Genomic DNA, 16,528 nt, shown 5'->3' with positions numbered 1-16,528 from the left:
CGGGGAGAACCCCTATTCCACGGGTATCGGGGCTCCACCTTCCATCACGCCGCCCTCCACAGGCCAGTTCGCGTCGTTTTCCGCGTCCTCGCTGGGAACGTCCTCGCGGTTATTGGGCTCCGTGGGGCGGTGGAAGTAAGGCTGATTTTCCTCCTCCGGGGAGGTAGCCACTCCCGCCTCGCCCTTGGTGGGCACCGGGTGGAGCTCGTCAAGCGGCTCGGGGGAATTACCCGGCTCGCGCATCTTTTCTAGTTCCTCATCGGTGAAGGCCTCATTGACGGCAAAGATCGCCACGTTTTGCTCCACGTACACCGGAGTCACGCCGGGGGTGAACCACAGGCCATCCATCATGCGCTCGTTGCGCGGCTGGGACATCCAGAAGTTCTCGGGCGAGATCACGATGTAATTCACGCCCATGTGCTCGGCGGCCTCGTCCACGTGGTTGCGCTCGTTCGGGGCGTCGGGGTTGCCCGCGCCCAGTGCGTTGGGCCACCAGTAGAGCAGACGGGTATCGGAGTCCTTGGTATCGGCCGGCCAATCGTAGTGGCGCATCACCGTGGGCAGGCCATTGTAGGCGTACATCCAGCTGTGGCCGTCGGCGGGTTCGCCCATGATGTATCCCTCATAGGCGTGAGGCTGGCGCGCGAGCCAATCGAAGGCGCGCAGGTCCACCGCGCTCACCATGCGGTCATCCTCGCGGGAGGCGTTAATGGCCCACTCTGCGCCCGTCTTGATCTGCGACCACAAATTAGCGTAAATGCCCCAGCTCACCGGGATCACCACGATGATGGAGGCAATGGCCGAACCCGTGGCCCACTTGCGCACCGGGGCGAGGCACACCAGGCGAATCAACACGGCCACGCCAATACCTGCGGCGGCGAAGAGAATCATGGCCACCGGAATGATGAGGCGGTGCGCCATCGAGTAGTGCAGCCCGCCGATGGGGCTGAGAATATCGCCCCACACCCCGCCGAAGGGACGCAGAGCATTCACCACGAGGGCCAAGGAGAAGAAGTAAAGCAACGGCGCCCACAGATTGCGCCGCCACACGAGCAGGGCCACCCCGCCGATGGCCGCCGCCCACAGCACCCAGGTGAGGTCTATGCCCTCAAAGGCACTGACGTGGCGGGTATTCATCCACAGGGCCTTGGACCAGGCCTCTCCGTAGGAAATATCCTCCACCCCGGAGAAGGCCGCGACCTCCTCGGTCACCTCCGAGCCCATCAAAATCTGCGGGAGCAGCAGCAAGGTGCCACCCAGACCGGTGGCCGCAAGCAATCCGACGTCGCGCAGGCGCACCATAATCGCCTGGCGCGCACCGTGAGCCGGGCGTGCGGGGACCCACAGCAGCCAGCACAACCACCACAGCAGCAACGCGCCAACGATGATGGTGACCGCCGAGGGGTGCATCTGCGTGACACCCATGAGCGCCATTGCGGCGGCAAAGCCATAGCGTGGATTGCTCGGCACGTTCATAAAGAGCGCGATGACCACGCCGGTCAGTGCCACGGCGGCAACATAGGGCCAGGCGCCCACGTAATTGCCCACCCAGTACCCCGCCGGGGCACCGAAAATCATCAGGGCCGCCAGGCCAGCACCAAGCTGAGCCGTGATGGAACGCCCACGCATCATCTTCCACGCCAGCAGCCCCACGGAAAGCGGGAAGCCCACTCCGGGGATGACGGCGCTGGCGACGTTGACCGCCTCAATGGGGGAAACGCCACCAATATCAGCAATGAAGTAGGTGCCGGCGTGCCACCCGCTCGGGTAGAACATCGTTTTCTGCGTCTCAATGTTGTGCAGCTCGCCCATGCGGGTGGGAGAGGCAATGCCGGATTCCATGATCCAACGCACCACGTTGGCGTGCCACTGCACGTCCCATCCCTGGAAAACGTTATTGAGCCCCTCCGGGGCACGCGAGATAAAGTCCAGGGACTTCCCGATGATGATGCGCGCCCCGGCGATAACCCCCACCGCCGGGATGATCCACGCGGGATCGACAAAGCTCCCCGGCTTCTTCCACCACGGAGTCTTTGCCTCCTCCGTTTGTTCAGGCGCAACAGCCTCCTGCGCCACTGTCTCCTCTACCACGGGCAGCAGGGCATTTTTGTATACCGAGGGCTTGGCCCGCAACGCCGTGGCCTTGCGCAATGCGGCGCTATTTTCAAGAATGTCCGCGTGCGGGTGCAGATAGACCACGATAGCGCGCAGGTCTCGCCCCTTATCACGGCGCTGACGCCAGCGGCCCCGCTCCCCGCGCGCAGAGCCAAAACCAAACCTGCGCTCATAGCCATAGCGCCAGGCCAGCGCCAGGAAAAGCAGCAAAACCCACAGCCCCGTGACGGAGAGCAGATCGTACCGCCACGGAGTGAGACCGATCAGCCAGGCCGCAAGACCAAACACCCCAAAACTCACCGGCATGGCCGCCGCGGCAGCCCAGGGAACCTTGATCCCGGAAGCCCAGCTCAGGAGGAATCCTGGCAGGGTAAAGATCAATACCGCGAGGTAGGCGATCTGGGCAGTATCCATGAAGGGAGGCCTTAGGTTCCTTTCTTGGTCTAGGTGAGACCCCTAGAGTGTATAGGTACCGGGGCATAAGGCGGTATCGCCTCACGCCGATCACGAGTTATGAGGGTACGCGCGGAGAGTTCTCTATCATCAGGATAGTCCACGCCCACCAAGCTCAACCCCTTGGCGGCCGCCACGGGCACCCTGGAGGAACGAGCGCGCTCGTCGAGAAGCTCCAGGGCCCTCGATGGCGGAAAGCGCCCCTCCCCCGCCGCCAAGCAGCATCCCACCAGGGCGCGGACCATCGACCAGCAAAAGGCGTCCGCCACCACCTCCGCCTCATAGAGCTGGGGCTCCTGCTCCGTAGAGCGATCGCGCCAACGCAGTATGTGGAGATCGCGCACCGTCGTGGCGTTGGGCTTGGCCTTGCAGAAGGCCGCGAAATCATGCAGGCCCACCAGGTGATCTGCCGTTTCTTGCATGAGCCCGAGATCCACCGGCTTGGGCCACGGGGTCGTATCGCGCACCCGCGTGGGCAGCGGGCCGCCGGGGGCGGTGCTTACGCGGTATGTATAGCGGCGTCGCAAAGCCGAAAAGCGAGCATCAAAGCCCTCCGGAGCCCTCGTGCAGGCGCTCAGCCGAATATCCTCCGGAAGCAGGCGCGAAAGACGGCGCACCAGGCGCGCGGGGTCACCGTCGATGGAGCGCTGTTGCAGGCTCTCCTCCGGCACGTCCACGTGCGCCACCTGCCCGGCGGCGTGAACCCCCGCATCGGTGCGACCCGCCACCGTCAATTCCACGGGCACCCGCAACACCAGGGCCAGGGCCTCCTCCACCGTGCGCTGCACCGTGCGCAAGCCGGGGTCCTTCTGGCTGGCCCAGCCGTGAAAATCCGTGCCGTCATAAGCGAGGTCCAGGCGCAGGCGAATCATCGGCGCCACCACCCCGAGGCCAGAGCCAGCATCCACAGCGAGGGCGCATCCACGGCAAGGCGCTGATACAGCCCCACGGGATTACTGCTGCCCGAGCCCAGCGCCGCGGCGATCAACAGGGCCGTGCCCAGCAGCGAAATCCCCCACAACAACCACGTTAAGGGCACCAGCGGCCCACCCATCGGGGCGCTTATCGACGCCCCCTGGGCCACCATGGCGCGCTGCATTCTGGTGGCACGAGCCGCCGTGACCATCACCGCCCACAGCGCAACGAGCGCCGCGAGCATGAGGCCATAATGCCAGGCGGGATTATCAGCGACGCTGATTACTAAGCCCCCGCCCCTCAAGGTGCCCACCGCTATCAAGCCCAGGCCCATCGGCCTCGCCGCGCTGAGCGTGCGACCTTGCCGCATCACCAACGCACCGGCTCCCACCAGTAACGCGGCCGATACCGCACTGCCCGCAATAAACCATTGATAGTGCGGGCTACAGGCCACCCTGGGGATAAAGAAATCCTCCATCGGGGCGCAGTGATGAACCCCCAGATCACCGATGAGGTTTAAGCGCAGGGAATACTCCCCCTGCCATCCCAAGACGGCAACCACTCGCCCCGCATACCAAGCCACCAGCGAAAGCAGCAGCATGAGAGCGGGATATTTTGTGTTTACTCGATCCACCCTTAGCACGCTACCGGAAGGGTGGGACAAGAAAGGAGCCGAGTTCAAACGCTCGTGAACTCGGCTCCTTGAACGGGATCGCACCGCGGGGAGATTACTTCTCCTCGGTGGTCTCCTCAGCGCTTTCGGCAGCCTCGGCGGCTTCGGGGGCCTCAGCGGCCTCCTCCGCCTGCTTGGAGGCAGCGGCACGGGTGGCGCGGGTGGCCTCGGTGCTCACGGTCTCCTCCAAAACCAGGGAGATCTGAGACATCGGGGCGTTATCGCCGCGGCGATTCTCCAACTTCACGATGCGGGTGTAACCGCCCTCGCGGCCCTCAAACTTGGGGGCAAGCTCGTTGAAGAGGTAGGCCACAACGTCCTTCTGCGGGACCTTCTTGAGCACCTCGCGGCGATCCGCCACGGTACCGCTCTTGGCCTTGGTGATGAGCTTCTCCGCGTAGGGGCGAAGCATCTTGGCCCGTGCATCGGTGGTCTTGATGGCACCGTGCTCGAACAGCTGCGCAGCCAGGTTAGACAGAATCTTGCGCTGGTTGCTGGCAGAACCGCCGAGTCGTGCGCCCTTCTTCGGGGTAGGCATGAATAACTCCTCGTGTGAAAATTGAGTTGAGCGGGCGTCTTACTCGTCGGAATCTTCTGCTTCGTCATCCACGAAGTCGCCGGTGGCGGCGTCGTAGCCTTCAAGGACCGTCGGGTCAAAATCATCGGGGGCGTCCTTGAGCGTCAGGCCCAGGTTCGCCAGCTTGATCTTGACCTCATTGATCGACTTCTGCCCAAAGTTGCGGATGTCCAGCAAATCCGATTCGGTGCACTCTGCGAGCTCACCAACGGTGTGAATCTCCTGGCGCTTCAGGCAGTTATAAGAACGAACAGAGAAGTTGAGGTCCTCAATCGGCATTCCATAGGCAGCCATGAACTCGGACTCGCGCGGGGAGGGGCCAATCTCGATGCCCTCGGCGGAGGTGTTGAGTTCGTGCGCAAGGCCAAAGAGCTCCACGAGGGTCTTACCCGCAGAGGCCATTGCGTTGCGCGGGGTAATGGAGTTCTTCGTCTCCACGTCAATAATCAGCTTGTCAAAGTCGGTGCGCTGCTCCACACGGGTGGCCTCGACCTTGTAGCTGACCTTGAGCACCGGGGAGTAGATCTGATCCACCGGAATCCGGCCGATCTCTCCACCGCCGGTGGCAGCCGCCGGCACGTAGCCGCGACCGCGCTCAACGATGAACTCGATTTCCAAGCTGCCCTGCTCATTGAGGGTGGCGATGTGGAGATCCGGGTTGTGGATCTCCACGCCAGCGGGAGGCTGAATATCCCCCGCCGTGATCTCGCCTTCGCCCTGCTTGCTCAGGTACATCACCACGGGCTCCTCGGAATCCGAGGACAGCACCATAGATTTAACGTTCAAGATGATGTCAGAAACATCCTCTTTCACACCGTTGATCGTGGTGAACTCGTGGAGCACACCGTCGATCTTCACGCTGGTCACCGCCGCGCCCGGGATGGACGACAGCAGGGTACGACGCAGCGAGTTACCGAGGGTGTAGCCAAAGCCCGGCTCCAGCGGCTCGATGACGAACCGGGAACGCGACTCCTCCACAACCTCTTCGGTGAGGGTAGGCCTCTGAGAAATAAGCATGGAACTCTCCTTTGGCGCCCGCTATTTGACGCCGGTAGACGGAAAGGGATGGATGACGAGCTAAGAAGATTACTTCGAGTAGAGCTCGACGATCAGCTGCTCTTGCAGCGGGACGTCGATCTGTGCGCGCTCGGGCAGCTGGTGCACGAGGATGCGCAGGGTATCCGGGACGACCTGAATCCAGGCCGGTACCACGGCGTCGGCAAGCTGCTCCTGAGCCTCTTCGAACCACAGCATCTTGCGGGAACGCTCACGAACATCAATGATGTCGTAGCGCGAGACGCGGAACGAGGGGACGTCGATCTTCTTGCCGTTCACGGTGAAGTGACCGTGGGAAACCAGCTGGCGAGCCTGGCGGCGGGTGCGCGCCAGACCAGCGCGGTACACGACGTTATCCAGGCGGGATTCCAGCAGAACCAGCAGGTTCTCACCGGTCTTACCGGGCAGGCGGTTGGCCTCCTGGTAGTAGCGGCGGAACTGCTTTTCCATCACGCCGTAGGTGAAGCGCGCCTTCTGCTTCTCCTGCAACTGGAGCAGGTACTCGGATTCCTTGATACGAGCGCGGCCAGCCTGGCCCGGGGGGTAGGGGCGACGCTCGAAGGACATGTCGCCGCCGACGAGGTCAACGCGGAGACGACGGGACTTACGGGTTGCGGGGCCGGTGTAACGAGCCATAGTTAGTTACCTTTCCTTTCCCTTAAACGCGACGACGCTTCGGCGGGCGGCAGCCGTTGTGCGGATGCGGCGTCACGTCGGAGATCGAGTTGACCTCAAGGCCAGCAGCCTGGAGGGAACGGATAGCGGTTTCACGGCCCGAGCCCGGACCCTTGACGAATACGTCAACCTTCTTCATGCCATGATCCATCGCCTTGCGGGCGGCGTTCTCAGCGGCCAGCTGCGCGGCGAACGGGGTGGACTTGCGGGAGCCCTTGAAACCCACGTGGCCGGAGGAGGCCCAAGAGATCACATCGCCGTTGGGGGCGGTGATGGACACGATGGTGTTGTTGAAGGTGGACTTGATGTAGGCGTGGCCCTGGGCCACATTCTTCTTGACGGCGCGGCGGCCAGTACGGCGGGCGCCGGAGCGAGTCTTCGGAGGCATAGATTACTTCTTCTTTCCGGCGATCGTCTTCTTCGGACCCTTACGGGTGCGGGCGTTGGTCTTGGTGCGCTGACCGCGAACGGGCAGACCGCGACGGTGACGCAGACCCTGGTAGCTTCCGATCTCAATTTTGCGGCGGATGTCAGCCTGAACCTGGCGGCGAAGGTCACCCTCCACCTTCCAGGAAGCCTCAATCACGTCACGCAGAGCAGAAAGCTGCTCGTCGTTGAGGTCATCGGTACGCAGGTCGGGAGAGATGCCGGTCTCCTCAAGCAGCTTGGCCGAACGGGCCGGGCCGATGCCGTAGATGTAGGTGAGTGCAACCTCCATGCGCTTATTGCGCGGGAGGTCCACACCAGCAAGACGTGCCATGTGGCAGTACCTTTCCGGTTGTTACGGTGGTTTTCTCCCCGCTCACCCCTGCCACGCAGCGCTTTATCCGGGCCGTAGCCGGACGTTGGGCTGTGATTCGCAGGGCTCCAGCCACCGTGGCCGAAGGTTATGCAGCTTTCCGCGCACTAATTAGTACGCGGAGCCTGGAGCGAGGAGGCGAAAAATTACTTGTAGCGGTAGACGATGCGGCCGCGGGACAGATCGTAGGGGGAAAGTTCCACCACGACGCGGTCCTCCGGCAGGATACGGATGTAGTGCTGGCGCATCTTGCCACTGATGTGGGCGAGAACCTGGTGGCCATTATCGAGCTCGACCTTGAACATTGCGTTCGGCAGGGGCTCGATGACCCGACCCTCCACCTCGATGGCGCCTTCCTTTGCCATATCCTCCAACTCTCCGCTGACATTAGGTGTTCAGATCACGCCAGCCCAGCGCAAGAGCGCAGGACGAACTAAGACATGATCCGTGGTAACTCTACACGCCACGGCGGCGGGTTTCAAAAGGCGGCATCAAAAAAGGTGAGTGGGGTGTAATCCCCACTCACCTGAGAGTTTCGCGTTACCGCATGCCTCGCAGCACTAGTAGACGTAAACCATATCGCCTATCTGCAACTGATCGAAGTACTGCACCGCATCATCGTGGTTGAGGTGAATGCAGCCGTGCGAGAGCAAAGCGGTGTTTCCCTGGTGGAAGGCGATGCCGTTGTTGGTGAAGTACACCGCATACGGCATGGGAGCCATGTCAAACTCGTAGGAAACCTCGTCCTTCACCTTGCGGTTCACGTAGAAGGTTCCGGTGGGGGTAGCGGTCTCCGGGCTGGGGGCACCGGCGGACATCTGCACCGGGCCGTAGGTGACCTCGCCATTTTCCTGGAGCCAGGTGCGGTTGCCCTGGAGGTCAATGCAGGCGCGAGCCTCAGCCGGGCAGGGGTTATCGGCAACCTCGGCGGCGCGGGCCTCAGCCCGGCGCTGCTCTTCGGCACGCGCAGCCTCGGCGCGTTCGGCCTCCGCACGCTGCGCTTCCGCCTGCTGGGCTGCCTGAGCCTGCTCGGCCTCCGCGCGGCGCTGCTCCTCGGCAGCAGCGGCGTCGTCAACAGCGGGAGCCGGCTGCGTGGGCGCGTCCAGGATGCCGGGGAAGGCCGTCTCCACGGAGTTATCCAGCAATTGCAGGGCCGGATCGGCCAACTCGGGAGGAAGCTGCGCGGCCTGCTCGTGCAGGGCATCGCGGACCTGGAGAGCGCGCTGCTCCAGGTTCACGTTTGCGGCCGGGGCGGGGGCGGTTTCCGCAGCCGAGGCGACAGTAGGAGCAGCGAGGAGGGCACCCGTCGCAGTACCAGCGGCAGCGATGGAGGCCGCCCGACGCCGCGTGGCAGAGGGCTTAGCATGGCGGGGCTTGTATGACATGACCGCAAGTATAGACTCCATCGGCCTATATTCCCTCATCGGCGCGGGGAACGCGGAGTAAGAATCCTCGGGCCCCGGCTCGTGGCCGCCACCGTGTGCTCCCAATGAGAGGCCCAGGAGGCGTCGGCAGTAACTACCGTCCAACCATCGCTGAGCTCCTTGCTCTCCCAGGTACCCAACGTGAGCATGGGTTCCACGCACAAGGTGGTGCCCTCCTGAAGCACCGGCCCACGGCCCGGGCGGCCCTCATTAGCTAGAAAAGGATCCTCGTGCATGGTTCGCCCAATGCCGTGCCCGCCATAGCCATCGACGATCCCCAGGGGCACCCCAAAGCGCTTCTCCGCCTGCCGCGTGGCCGTTTCGAGAGCATGAGAAATATCGGTGAGCCGCGCCCCCGGCACCACGGCGGCGATGCCCTGCTCCATCACCCAGCGCGTGGCGTCATTGAGCGCTTCCACCTCGGGGGCCACCTCCCCCACACCGAAGGACCAGGCGGAATCGCCCACCCAGCCGTCGAGGGTGGCGCCACAATCAATGGACACCAGATCCCCCTCCCCCAGCACCGCCTCGGCGCTCGGGATGCCGTGCACGATCACCTCATTGACGGAAGCGCAGATGGAAGCCGGGAACCCCTCATAACCGAGGAAGGTGGGATAGGCCCCCGCATCCCGGATCACCGCCTCCGCCACGGCGTCGAGTTCCAGGGTGCTCACCCCCGGTTTGGCCGCCTCGCGCACCGCTTGCAGTGCGCGGCCCACGATCTCCCCGGCGGCCTGCATGGCGTCGAGTTCCCCAGGGGTCTTACCCGGAATCTTCTTCCTCGTGCGGAATACCATCGTTCCTCCTCGTTTTTGTTCCCATCAGGGTGCTTTGCGACGCCGCCTGCGCGGGGATGTTGCCTATGCGGGGGGCGCCGCCTGCGCCGGGACGTCGCAAAGCAAAAGCCCCCGCGGGAAACCTCCCTGCGGGGACTGCGGCCTCAGTGGCTTTTACTTACGATCTTCCAGCGCGGCCAGGGCGCGCTCGTTAACCTCGTTGACCTCACCCTCAGCCTCAATGCTGATGATCTCCGAGCCGTAGTGCTCGATGAGCGGGGCGGTCTCCTCGCGGTAAACCTTGAGGCGGGTGCGAATCGTCTCTTCGTTATCGTCGGCGCGGCCGCGGGCGAGCATGCGCTCCACCACCACGTCCTCCGAGATGCGGAAGTTCAGCACGCCGTTGAGTTTAAGGCCTTTCTTTTCCAGCAGCGCGGTCAGGATTTCTGCCTGCTCCACGGTGCGAGGGAAGCCGTCGAGGAGGAAGCCCTCGGCGGTATCCGCCTCGTCCAGGCGCGATTCCACCATGCGCGCGGTGACCTCGGTGGGCACAAGCTTGCCAGCATCAATGTACTGCTTGGCCTCGATGCCCAGCGGGGTGCCTTCCCCGATATTGGCGCGGAAGAGATCGCCCGTGGAGATATGCGGTACGCCCAGCTTCTCCGAGAGCAGAGCGGCCTGCGTGCCCTTGCCGGCACCGGGGGGTCCAAGAAGTACGAGTCTCATTTGAGCAACCCTTCGTAGTTACTTTGCAGAAGCTGGCTTTCGATTTGCTTCACGGTAGTCAACGCCACGGACACGAGGATCAGCACCGCCGTGCCACCGAAGGCGCCCATACCGGCGCTGCCCTGGTGACCGATACCAAAGTCCAGCGCGATATTCGGCAATACCGCGATCACACCAAGATACAACGCGCCCACGAACAGCAGACGATTCATCACATATGCCAAGTACTGTGCCGTGGGGGGGCCCGGGCGGATTCCGGGGATGAAGCCACCGTACTTCTTCATGTTATCGGCCTGCTCGTTCGGGTCATACTGCACCGAAACGTAGAAGTACGAGAAGAAGATGATGAGCGCGAAGTACAGGACGATGTACTGCCAGGAAGAGGGGGTTTGCAGCACCGAGATGACGTTGCGCTGCCACCAGTTATCGGTGGGCTCCAGGTTGCCGGAGTACACGATCTGCGTGATGAGCACCGGCATGTAAATCAGCGAGGAAGCGAAGATCACGGGGATCACGCCCGCCTGGTTTACCTTTAGCGGCAGGTAGGTGGAGGAACCGCCGTACTGACGACGACCCACCATGCGCTTGGCGTACTGCACCGGGATACGGCGCTGACCCTGCTCCACAAAGACCACGCCCACGACGAGCACGATCACCGCAGCCACCACCACAGCGAACATCAGGCCGCCGGAGTTATTGAGCACCGCGAGGCCATCGGTGGGCAGGCGGGTGGCGATACCGGCAAAGATCAGCAGGGACATACCGTTGCCCACGCCCTTATCGGTGATGAGCTCGCCCATCCACATCACCAGCACCGCACCGGAGGTCATGGTGATAACCAGCACCACCAGATCCCAAATGCTGCGATCCGGCACCAGCACCTCAATGCCCGCACCCAACAACTGCTGGCGATCCGCCAGGGCCACGATGCCCGCCGATTGCAGAAGGGCCAGGGCCACCGTGAGGTAGCGGGTGTACTGGGTCATCTTTGCCTGACCAGACTGCCCCTCCTTCTTCAACTGCTCGAAGTGCGGGATCACCACGGTCAACAGCTGCACGATAATCGACGCCGTGATGTAGGGCATGATGCCGATGGCAAAGATAGAAAGCTGCAATAGAGCACCACCAGAGAACAGGTTAATCAGCGAGTACACGCTGCCCTGCTCCTGAGTGAGCTCACGCAAACGACCACTAATCTGCGCGTAATCCACCCCTGGGGCGGGGATCTGCGCACCAACGCGGTACAAGACGATCATCGCAATGGTGAAGAGAATCTTCCGGCGAAGATCAACATCCTTAAAAGCCTGGATAACGGCGGACACTTACCCTCCTGGCTCCACGCACGCCGCCTACCCGGCAAAGGCAGACTCAACGCGGCAGAGTGTTCTATTCGTTCCAGCCCCTACGCCCCGCATACACGAAAACTAGGGGCGCCGGACACAATTGACTCCACTACCTTACCAGTCCCCCACGCTTTTCCCACCCGGGGGTACGAGTGCTTTAGGCCATAACGCCGCGCTGCTTGGGTAGCCCCACCCACAGCAAAGCCGTGACCCCCGCACCCAGGGCCGCAAGAATAACGGTGAATACCACGTCCTCCCCATCGGAGGTTCCCGTGCTAAGCCCCGCGATCAACCTCCCCCACCACAGCAGGAGCGCCCCCGTTAGCACTGCCTTGGTGAGCCTAGCCGAGACCTTCGGCAGGAAAAAGAGCACCACGCCCACCAGCATGGTGATGGCGCTCCCGAGGGAAAGCCCCCTCAACAGGAGCGCATCCTCCCGCACGAACAGCACCGAGGCAATCTCCATGACCATCGCCACACCCATGAAAATCGCCGCGATCTTGGCCCATAGCTGCGTATTCATGGCGATTAATCTACTCCGGTTATGAAGAGATCGCAGCGGGAACAGCAGGACGTGAGGCAGACATGGGCCAACCATAGAAAAGACCCGCTTCCTATTTAAGGAAGCGGGTCTTTAAATTAATCCGAGTGCGAAAGCTACTTGGTAGCGTTCACGGATCCACCAGCGGCCTCGATCTTCTCCACAGCGGACTTGGAGAACTTCTCGGCGGTAACGTTCAGCTTCACGCTGAGGTCACCGGTGCCCAGCACCTTCACGGGCTGCTTGGGGCGCACCAGGCCCTTGGCCACGATGTCAGCCACCGTCACCTCGCCGCCCTCCGGGAAGGCCTTGTTCAGGTCACCCACGTTGACAACCTGGTAGTAGACCTTGTTCGGGTTCTTGAAGCCCTTGAGCTTCGGCAGGCGCATGTGAATAGGCATCTGCCCACCCTCGAATGCGGCCGAAACCTGCTTGCGGGCCTTCGTACCCTTGGTACCGCGGCCAGCGGTCTTACCCTTGGAAGCCTCACCGCGACCAACGCGGGTCTTAGGCTTGTTCGCGCCCTTGGACGGGCGCAGATCGTGGAGCTTGATGATATCGCTCATGTGTTATCTACTCCCCTGCCACTTCTTCGACAACCACCAGGTGACGCACCATGTTGATCTGGCCGCGCACGGCAGCGTTGTCCTTCTTGATAACGCTGTGGCGGATGCGCTTGAGGCCCAGGGCCTCAAGGTTGGCCTTCTGCTTCGGGTTCGTACCCACGGTACCGCGGATCTGCGTGATCTTCAGTGCCATGATTAGGCCTCCTGTCCGGCGCGAGCGCGCAGCATACGGGCGGGAGCAACCTCTTCGATGGTCTTGCCGCGGCGGGCGGCCACCTCTTCGGGTCGCACCAGCTGCTTGAGACCAGCGACGGTCGCGTGAACCACGTTGATCGCATTGTCCGAGCCCAGGGACTTCGAGAGGATGTCCTGCACACCGGCGCACTCCAGCACGGGGCGGGCGGCGCCACCGGCGATCACACCGGTACCGGGAGCAGCGGGCTTGAGCATCACGCGACCGGCAGCGGCCTCACCGATCACCGGGTGGGTGATCGTACCGGCCACCATCGGAACGCGGAAGAAGTTCTTGCGAGCCTCTTCGGCGCCCTTCTGGATGGCGGCGGGAACTTCCTTGGCCTTGCCGTAGCCCACGCCGACCATGCCCTGACCGTCGCCCACGATCACCAGAGCGGTGAAGCTGAAGCGACGACCACCCTTAACCACCTTGGACACGCGGTTGATGGTCACAACGCGCTCGATGTACTTATCGCGCTCGTCGTTAGCGTTGCGGCGATCGTTGTTGCGGCCACCGCGGCGCTCGTTGTTGTTCTTCTTGTTCTCGTCGGCGGAGCGTCCGCCGTCACGCCGTTCACGTCCCGGCATTACGCGATCCTTCCGTTGATGTTCTGCTGGGTGGCAATCATTAGAACTTCAAACCACCTTCGCGGGCTGCATCGGCCAGCGCGGCAACGCGGCCGTGGTACTTGTAACCGGCGCGGTCGAACACGACCTTCTCGATGCCGGCTTCCTTGGCACGCTGGGCGATCAGCTCGCCCACCTTGGCGCCCTTGGTCTTTTTGTCGCCTTCCATCGCGCGGATCTCCGGCTCGATGGTGGAGGCGGCAACAAGGGTGTGGCCGATGGTGTCGTCGATGACCTGCGCGTGCATGTGACGCGAGGAACGGTGCACCACCAGGCGCGGTGCCTCGAGGGTACCACGCAGGTTCTTGCGGACGCGGAAGTGACGGCGGGCACGGGCAGCGCGGCGACGCGAGGAGATGTCCTTGCCCACCGGAGTACGCTTCTTGTTCTGTTCTGCGTTGTTGCTCATGCTTACTTACCCGTCTTTCCGACCTTGCGGCGGATCTGCTCACCCTCGTAGCGGATGCCCTTACCCTTGTAAGGATCGTCCTTCCGCAGACGACGGATGTTCGCGGCGATCTGCCCAACCTGCTGCTTGTCGATACCGGCGATGGAGAACTTGGTGTTTCCGTCCACGGCGAAGGTGATGCCCTCCGGAGCCTCAATGAGGATCGGGTGGGAGTAGCCCAGGGCGAACTCCAGGTTCTTGCCCTTGGCCTGGACGCGGTAGCCCACGCCGAAGATTTCCATTTTGATGGTGTAACCCTCGGTGACGCCAACCACGCAGTTGTTAATCAGCGAACGGGAAAGACCGTGCAGGGCACGGTTCTTGCGGTTATCGTCCGGACGGGAAACCACAATCTGGTTTTCCTCGACGGCCACGGCGATCGGAGCCGGAACGTCCAGGCTCAGGGTGCCCTTGGGCCCCTTGACCTCTACGTGCTGGCCGTCAATCTTCGTTTCCACACCGGAGGGAATGGTGATGGGAGCCTTACCAACTCGCGACATTGCTTATCACTTCTCCCTATTACCAGACGTAGGCGAGAACTTCTCCGCCTACGCCCTTCTCGGTAGCCTGGCGATCGGTCAGCAAGCCCTGGGAGGTGGAGATGATCGCCACGCCCAGGCCACCAAGGACCGTCGGCAGTTCGGTGGACTTTGCGTACACGCGCAGACCCGGCTTGGATACGCGGCGCAGACCGGAGATGGAGCGCTCGCGCTGGGGGCCGTACTTCAATTCGAGGGACAGGGTCTTGCCGACCTTGGCGTCCTCGACGGTGTAGTTCGCGATGTAGCCCTCTTGCTTCAGGATCTCAGCGATATTCGCCTTGATCTTGGAAGAAGGCATGGACACGACGTCGTGGTGCGCGTGGTTTGCATTGCGCACGCGCGACAGCATGTCCGCGATAGGATCAGTCATGGTCATAGAAGCGACCTATTGCCTTTCTCGTTGCGGTTCCCTGCCCACCGGTGAAGCGTTCTCCGTGTCTCTTTGGGCCACTTGCGCTCTCCTCCGCTCAGTAACGGAGGGTGCTCGCTGCCGCACCACACACGGTGCGCATACCCGGCGAGGGGCCTACAACAAAGTAGGTGTTCGTTTCAGTTATGGAACATCGGCGCAGCACAAAAGTGCGCAGAAGTCCGAGGGGCAATCCTACCGATCTCCTCGCTCCAAGCAAAATCGCATAGCAAAAAGGCTCACGGCAATGCCGTGAGCCCTTGACCGGCGCGCTACTACGCGCCCAAACTTTATGTGCCCTTATGCCCCGCAGGTGCTGGGAGCCGCCTTGCCGTCAAAGCGATCAAAGAGCCAGCCGGCAGACTTCACGTACCACGGCACCGCGGTGCCCATGTGATCCAGCGGAAGTTCCTCGTACTGCACGGCAGCACCACCCTCGCAGTACTTGTCCGCCAGAACCTTGGAGTCCCCAGCGATCATCACGCCGTCGCCAGGCCCAATACCCGGCTTATTCCCCGGCGTACCCACGATGTCACCCGCGGTACCCGTGGCGTAATAGAAGGGCACGGTGGGATTCGGGCCAAGGTGCATATTCACCTTGTCCAGCACCTCGCCCAGGCCCGGAATGGAACGCGGGTTCGCATACTCCGGCTTCATCAGGGATTCCCAGGTCAGGCCCGGGGCCGTGCCGTGAACCTCCGTGATAGCAGCCTTCTCCACGCGATTGACCATGAAGCGACCAAAATCGCTGAGATAGGGGTCAAGGTCAAGGTCATAGGAACGCGCCAATCCCGCAATAGCCATGAGCTGAATGGGCGCCCACAAAACCGAACCGCTGACGTAGTTGATATTGTTTTCCGGATTCACCAGCACACCACCGGTGGCCGCTCCCACGAGGTTGTCGTTGATCTCGGGAGCATAGGTGGGGGCAAGCTGAGCGGCCCAGTTGGTAGCGATGGAGCCACCCGAGTACCCGAGCAGACCCACCTGGGAATCCTGATTCAGGCCCGTCTCCGGGGCGTGAAGGGCCGCGCGGATACCGTCCAGGGTGGTGGTTCCGTATTCCGGACCGGCGATGAAGTGCGCGTCTTGGCCCTCAATATCGGGGATGGCCACGGAGTAGCCCCGGTTGAGGAAGGAAATAATCATGGCGGTCTCACCCGAAGCGGCGAGATTACCAAAGCTCACATCGCCCGCAATGCTGCGCGAAGGGCTGTGCTCGGGGTCCAGGGAATCGTACACGGAGTGAACGGAGACGAGCTTGCCGTTGCTCGGGGCAATCGGGTTGACCACGGAGGTGATGCCGTGCACCTTGTTCCCCTGCGCGTCGGTGGTCACGTAGCGGATCTGTGTCACGTTCAGGGGCGTTTGCAGGCCAAAGGCGCTGTAGGCGATATTGCGCGTTGCCAGCACCTCGCCGGGCTGGCGCTGGGAGAGATCCTCGTGATTCTCAAAGAAGGTGCGATCGCCACCCCGCACAGAGGAACCGCCGAAAGGGGCGCCGGGGTGCGGTCCATTCACGGAGGCCACGGCCGGGGTCAAGGAGGTCAGCAGGGCACAGGCCGTGAGTACAGCCACCAATGAGGTTTTTTTCATGTTATTTTTCCTTGTTCACGAGGACACGCCGGG

At 62.5% G+C, this 16,528-nt stretch carries 21 protein-coding genes; all 21 read right to left on the bottom strand.

The window, feature by feature from the left end:
• Positions 1-12: 12 nt before the first annotated feature.
• Positions 13-2,529, bottom strand: coding sequence for a DUF6541 family protein (locus tag Clow_RS02305; RefSeq protein WP_055175649.1), 2,517 nt, complete (start codon positions 2,527-2,529; stop codon positions 13-15).
• Positions 2,530-2,558: 29 nt separating this feature from the next.
• Positions 2,559-3,440 carry a tRNA pseudouridine(38-40) synthase TruA gene (gene truA / locus Clow_RS02300; RefSeq protein WP_055176289.1) on the bottom strand — a complete coding sequence of 294 codons (882 nt, stop codon included), beginning with the start codon at positions 3,438-3,440 and terminating at the stop codon, positions 2,559-2,561.
• On the bottom strand, positions 3,437-4,084 hold the full coding sequence (locus Clow_RS02295) for a hypothetical protein (protein WP_055175646.1): 648 nt from the start codon (positions 4,082-4,084) through the stop codon (positions 3,437-3,439). Before Clow_RS02295 ends, truA begins: the two co-directional genes overlap by 4 nt.
• A gap of 127 nt (positions 4,085-4,211) precedes the next feature.
• Positions 4,212-4,694 (bottom strand): 50S ribosomal protein L17, encoded by a 483-nt coding sequence (rplQ, locus tag Clow_RS02290; RefSeq protein WP_055175643.1) that lies wholly within the window; start codon positions 4,692-4,694, stop codon positions 4,212-4,214.
• 39 nt (positions 4,695-4,733) lie between these two features.
• The gene (locus Clow_RS02285; RefSeq protein WP_055175640.1) at positions 4,734-5,750 is read right to left on the bottom strand and encodes a DNA-directed RNA polymerase subunit alpha; all 1,017 of its coding nucleotides are present in this window, start codon (positions 5,748-5,750) and stop codon (positions 4,734-4,736) included.
• 69 nt (positions 5,751-5,819) lie between these two features.
• Positions 5,820-6,425 carry a 30S ribosomal protein S4 gene (rpsD, locus tag Clow_RS02280; protein WP_055175637.1) on the bottom strand — a complete coding sequence of 202 codons (606 nt, stop codon included), beginning with the start codon at positions 6,423-6,425 and terminating at the stop codon, positions 5,820-5,822.
• A 22-nt stretch (positions 6,426-6,447) separates the two neighbouring features.
• Positions 6,448-6,852, bottom strand: coding sequence for a 30S ribosomal protein S11 (rpsK, locus tag Clow_RS02275; protein WP_055122250.1), 405 nt, complete (start codon positions 6,850-6,852; stop codon positions 6,448-6,450).
• A 3-nt stretch (positions 6,853-6,855) separates the two neighbouring features.
• Positions 6,856-7,224, bottom strand: a complete 369-nt coding sequence (gene rpsM, locus Clow_RS02270) for a 30S ribosomal protein S13 (RefSeq protein ID WP_018118369.1) — start codon at positions 7,222-7,224, stop codon at positions 6,856-6,858.
• Positions 7,225-7,409: 185 nt separating this feature from the next.
• Positions 7,410-7,628, bottom strand: coding sequence for a translation initiation factor IF-1 (infA, locus tag Clow_RS02265; RefSeq protein ID WP_018118368.1), 219 nt, complete (start codon positions 7,626-7,628; stop codon positions 7,410-7,412).
• A 195-nt stretch (positions 7,629-7,823) separates the two neighbouring features.
• A complete protein-coding gene (locus tag Clow_RS02260; RefSeq protein WP_069724548.1) occupies positions 7,824-8,648 on the bottom strand; it encodes a L,D-transpeptidase in 825 nt (274 codons plus the stop codon).
• Between the two features lie 35 nt (positions 8,649-8,683).
• Positions 8,684-9,484 (bottom strand): type I methionyl aminopeptidase, encoded by an 801-nt coding sequence (gene map / locus Clow_RS02255; protein WP_055175632.1) that lies wholly within the window; start codon positions 9,482-9,484, stop codon positions 8,684-8,686.
• 153 nt (positions 9,485-9,637) lie between these two features.
• On the bottom strand, positions 9,638-10,189 hold the full coding sequence (locus Clow_RS02250; protein ID WP_055175630.1) for an adenylate kinase: 552 nt from the start codon (positions 10,187-10,189) through the stop codon (positions 9,638-9,640).
• Positions 10,186-11,511: a preprotein translocase subunit SecY gene (gene secY, locus Clow_RS02245; protein ID WP_055175627.1), complete on the bottom strand. Its 1,326-nt coding sequence runs from the start codon at positions 11,509-11,511 to the stop codon at positions 10,186-10,188. The genes Clow_RS02250 and secY overlap by 4 nt, the downstream gene beginning before the upstream one ends.
• A 178-nt stretch (positions 11,512-11,689) precedes the next feature.
• A complete protein-coding gene (locus Clow_RS02240; RefSeq protein WP_055175624.1) occupies positions 11,690-12,055 on the bottom strand; it encodes a hypothetical protein in 366 nt (121 codons plus the stop codon).
• Between the two features lie 134 nt (positions 12,056-12,189).
• Entirely contained in the window at positions 12,190-12,639 is a 450-nt protein-coding gene (rplO, locus tag Clow_RS02235) for a 50S ribosomal protein L15 (RefSeq protein ID WP_055175621.1), read from the bottom strand.
• A 7-nt stretch (positions 12,640-12,646) separates the two neighbouring features.
• A complete protein-coding gene (gene rpmD, locus Clow_RS02230; RefSeq protein WP_055122255.1) occupies positions 12,647-12,832 on the bottom strand; it encodes a 50S ribosomal protein L30 in 186 nt (61 codons plus the stop codon).
• A gap of 2 nt (positions 12,833-12,834) precedes the next feature.
• The gene (rpsE, locus tag Clow_RS02225; protein ID WP_055175618.1) at positions 12,835-13,461 is read right to left on the bottom strand and encodes a 30S ribosomal protein S5; all 627 of its coding nucleotides are present in this window, start codon (positions 13,459-13,461) and stop codon (positions 12,835-12,837) included.
• A 40-nt stretch (positions 13,462-13,501) separates the two neighbouring features.
• Positions 13,502-13,909: a 50S ribosomal protein L18 gene (gene rplR, locus Clow_RS02220; protein ID WP_055175615.1), complete on the bottom strand. Its 408-nt coding sequence runs from the start codon at positions 13,907-13,909 to the stop codon at positions 13,502-13,504.
• Between the two features lie 2 nt (positions 13,910-13,911).
• Positions 13,912-14,448 (bottom strand): 50S ribosomal protein L6, encoded by a 537-nt coding sequence (gene rplF / locus Clow_RS02215; protein WP_055175611.1) that lies wholly within the window; start codon positions 14,446-14,448, stop codon positions 13,912-13,914.
• Between the two features lie 19 nt (positions 14,449-14,467).
• The gene (gene rpsH / locus Clow_RS02210) at positions 14,468-14,866 is read right to left on the bottom strand and encodes a 30S ribosomal protein S8 (RefSeq protein WP_055175607.1); all 399 of its coding nucleotides are present in this window, start codon (positions 14,864-14,866) and stop codon (positions 14,468-14,470) included.
• 333 nt (positions 14,867-15,199) lie between these two features.
• Positions 15,200-16,495, bottom strand: a complete 1,296-nt coding sequence (locus Clow_RS02205; protein WP_069724547.1) for a lipase family protein — start codon at positions 16,493-16,495, stop codon at positions 15,200-15,202.
• Positions 16,496-16,528 lie beyond the last annotated feature (33 nt).

The sequence above is a fragment of the Corynebacterium lowii genome (assembly GCF_001412085.1).
Classification (GTDB): domain Bacteria; phylum Actinomycetota; class Actinomycetes; order Mycobacteriales; family Mycobacteriaceae; genus Corynebacterium; species Corynebacterium lowii.
This window is presented reverse-complemented; position numbering and strand designations above follow the sequence as displayed.

Excerpts from the sequence above, each read along its gene's own strand:
- Clow_RS02305 (WP_055175649.1), bottom strand. The coding sequence starts at position 2,529 with ATGGATACTGCCCAGATCGCCTACCTCGCGGTATTGATCTTTACCCTG.
- truA (WP_055176289.1), bottom strand. The coding sequence starts at position 3,440 with ATGATTCGCCTGCGCCTGGACCTCGCTTATGACGGCACGGATTTTCAC.
- Clow_RS02295 (WP_055175646.1), bottom strand. The coding sequence starts at position 4,084 with ATGCTGCTGCTTTCGCTGGTGGCTTGGTATGCGGGGCGAGTGGTTGCC.
- rplQ (WP_055175643.1), bottom strand. The coding sequence starts at position 4,694 with ATGCCTACCCCGAAGAAGGGCGCACGACTCGGCGGTTCTGCCAGCAAC.
- Clow_RS02285 (WP_055175640.1), bottom strand. The coding sequence starts at position 5,750 with ATGCTTATTTCTCAGAGGCCTACCCTCACCGAAGAGGTTGTGGAGGAG.
- rpsD (WP_055175637.1), bottom strand. The coding sequence starts at position 6,425 with ATGGCTCGTTACACCGGCCCCGCAACCCGTAAGTCCCGTCGTCTCCGC.
- rpsK (WP_055122250.1), bottom strand. The coding sequence starts at position 6,852 with ATGCCTCCGAAGACTCGCTCCGGCGCCCGCCGTACTGGCCGCCGCGCC.
- rpsM (WP_018118369.1), bottom strand. The coding sequence starts at position 7,224 with ATGGCACGTCTTGCTGGTGTGGACCTCCCGCGCAATAAGCGCATGGAG.
- infA (WP_018118368.1), bottom strand. The coding sequence starts at position 7,628 with ATGGCAAAGGAAGGCGCCATCGAGGTGGAGGGTCGGGTCATCGAGCCC.
- Clow_RS02260 (WP_069724548.1), bottom strand. The coding sequence starts at position 8,648 with ATGTCATACAAGCCCCGCCATGCTAAGCCCTCTGCCACGCGGCGTCGG.
- map (WP_055175632.1), bottom strand. The coding sequence starts at position 9,484 with ATGGTATTCCGCACGAGGAAGAAGATTCCGGGTAAGACCCCTGGGGAA.
- Clow_RS02250 (WP_055175630.1), bottom strand. The coding sequence starts at position 10,189 with ATGAGACTCGTACTTCTTGGACCCCCCGGTGCCGGCAAGGGCACGCAG.
- Clow_RS02240 (WP_055175624.1), bottom strand. The coding sequence starts at position 12,055 with ATGAATACGCAGCTATGGGCCAAGATCGCGGCGATTTTCATGGGTGTG.
- rplO (WP_055175621.1), bottom strand. The coding sequence starts at position 12,639 with ATGAGCGATATCATCAAGCTCCACGATCTGCGCCCGTCCAAGGGCGCG.
- rpmD (WP_055122255.1), bottom strand. The coding sequence starts at position 12,832 with ATGGCACTGAAGATCACGCAGATCCGCGGTACCGTGGGTACGAACCCG.
- rpsE (WP_055175618.1), bottom strand. The coding sequence starts at position 13,461 with ATGCCGGGACGTGAACGGCGTGACGGCGGACGCTCCGCCGACGAGAAC.
- rplR (WP_055175615.1), bottom strand. The coding sequence starts at position 13,909 with ATGAGCAACAACGCAGAACAGAACAAGAAGCGTACTCCGGTGGGCAAG.
- rplF (WP_055175611.1), bottom strand. The coding sequence starts at position 14,448 with ATGTCGCGAGTTGGTAAGGCTCCCATCACCATTCCCTCCGGTGTGGAA.
- rpsH (WP_055175607.1), bottom strand. The coding sequence starts at position 14,866 with ATGACCATGACTGATCCTATCGCGGACATGCTGTCGCGCGTGCGCAAT.
- Clow_RS02205 (WP_069724547.1), bottom strand. The coding sequence starts at position 16,495 with ATGAAAAAAACCTCATTGGTGGCTGTACTCACGGCCTGTGCCCTGCTG.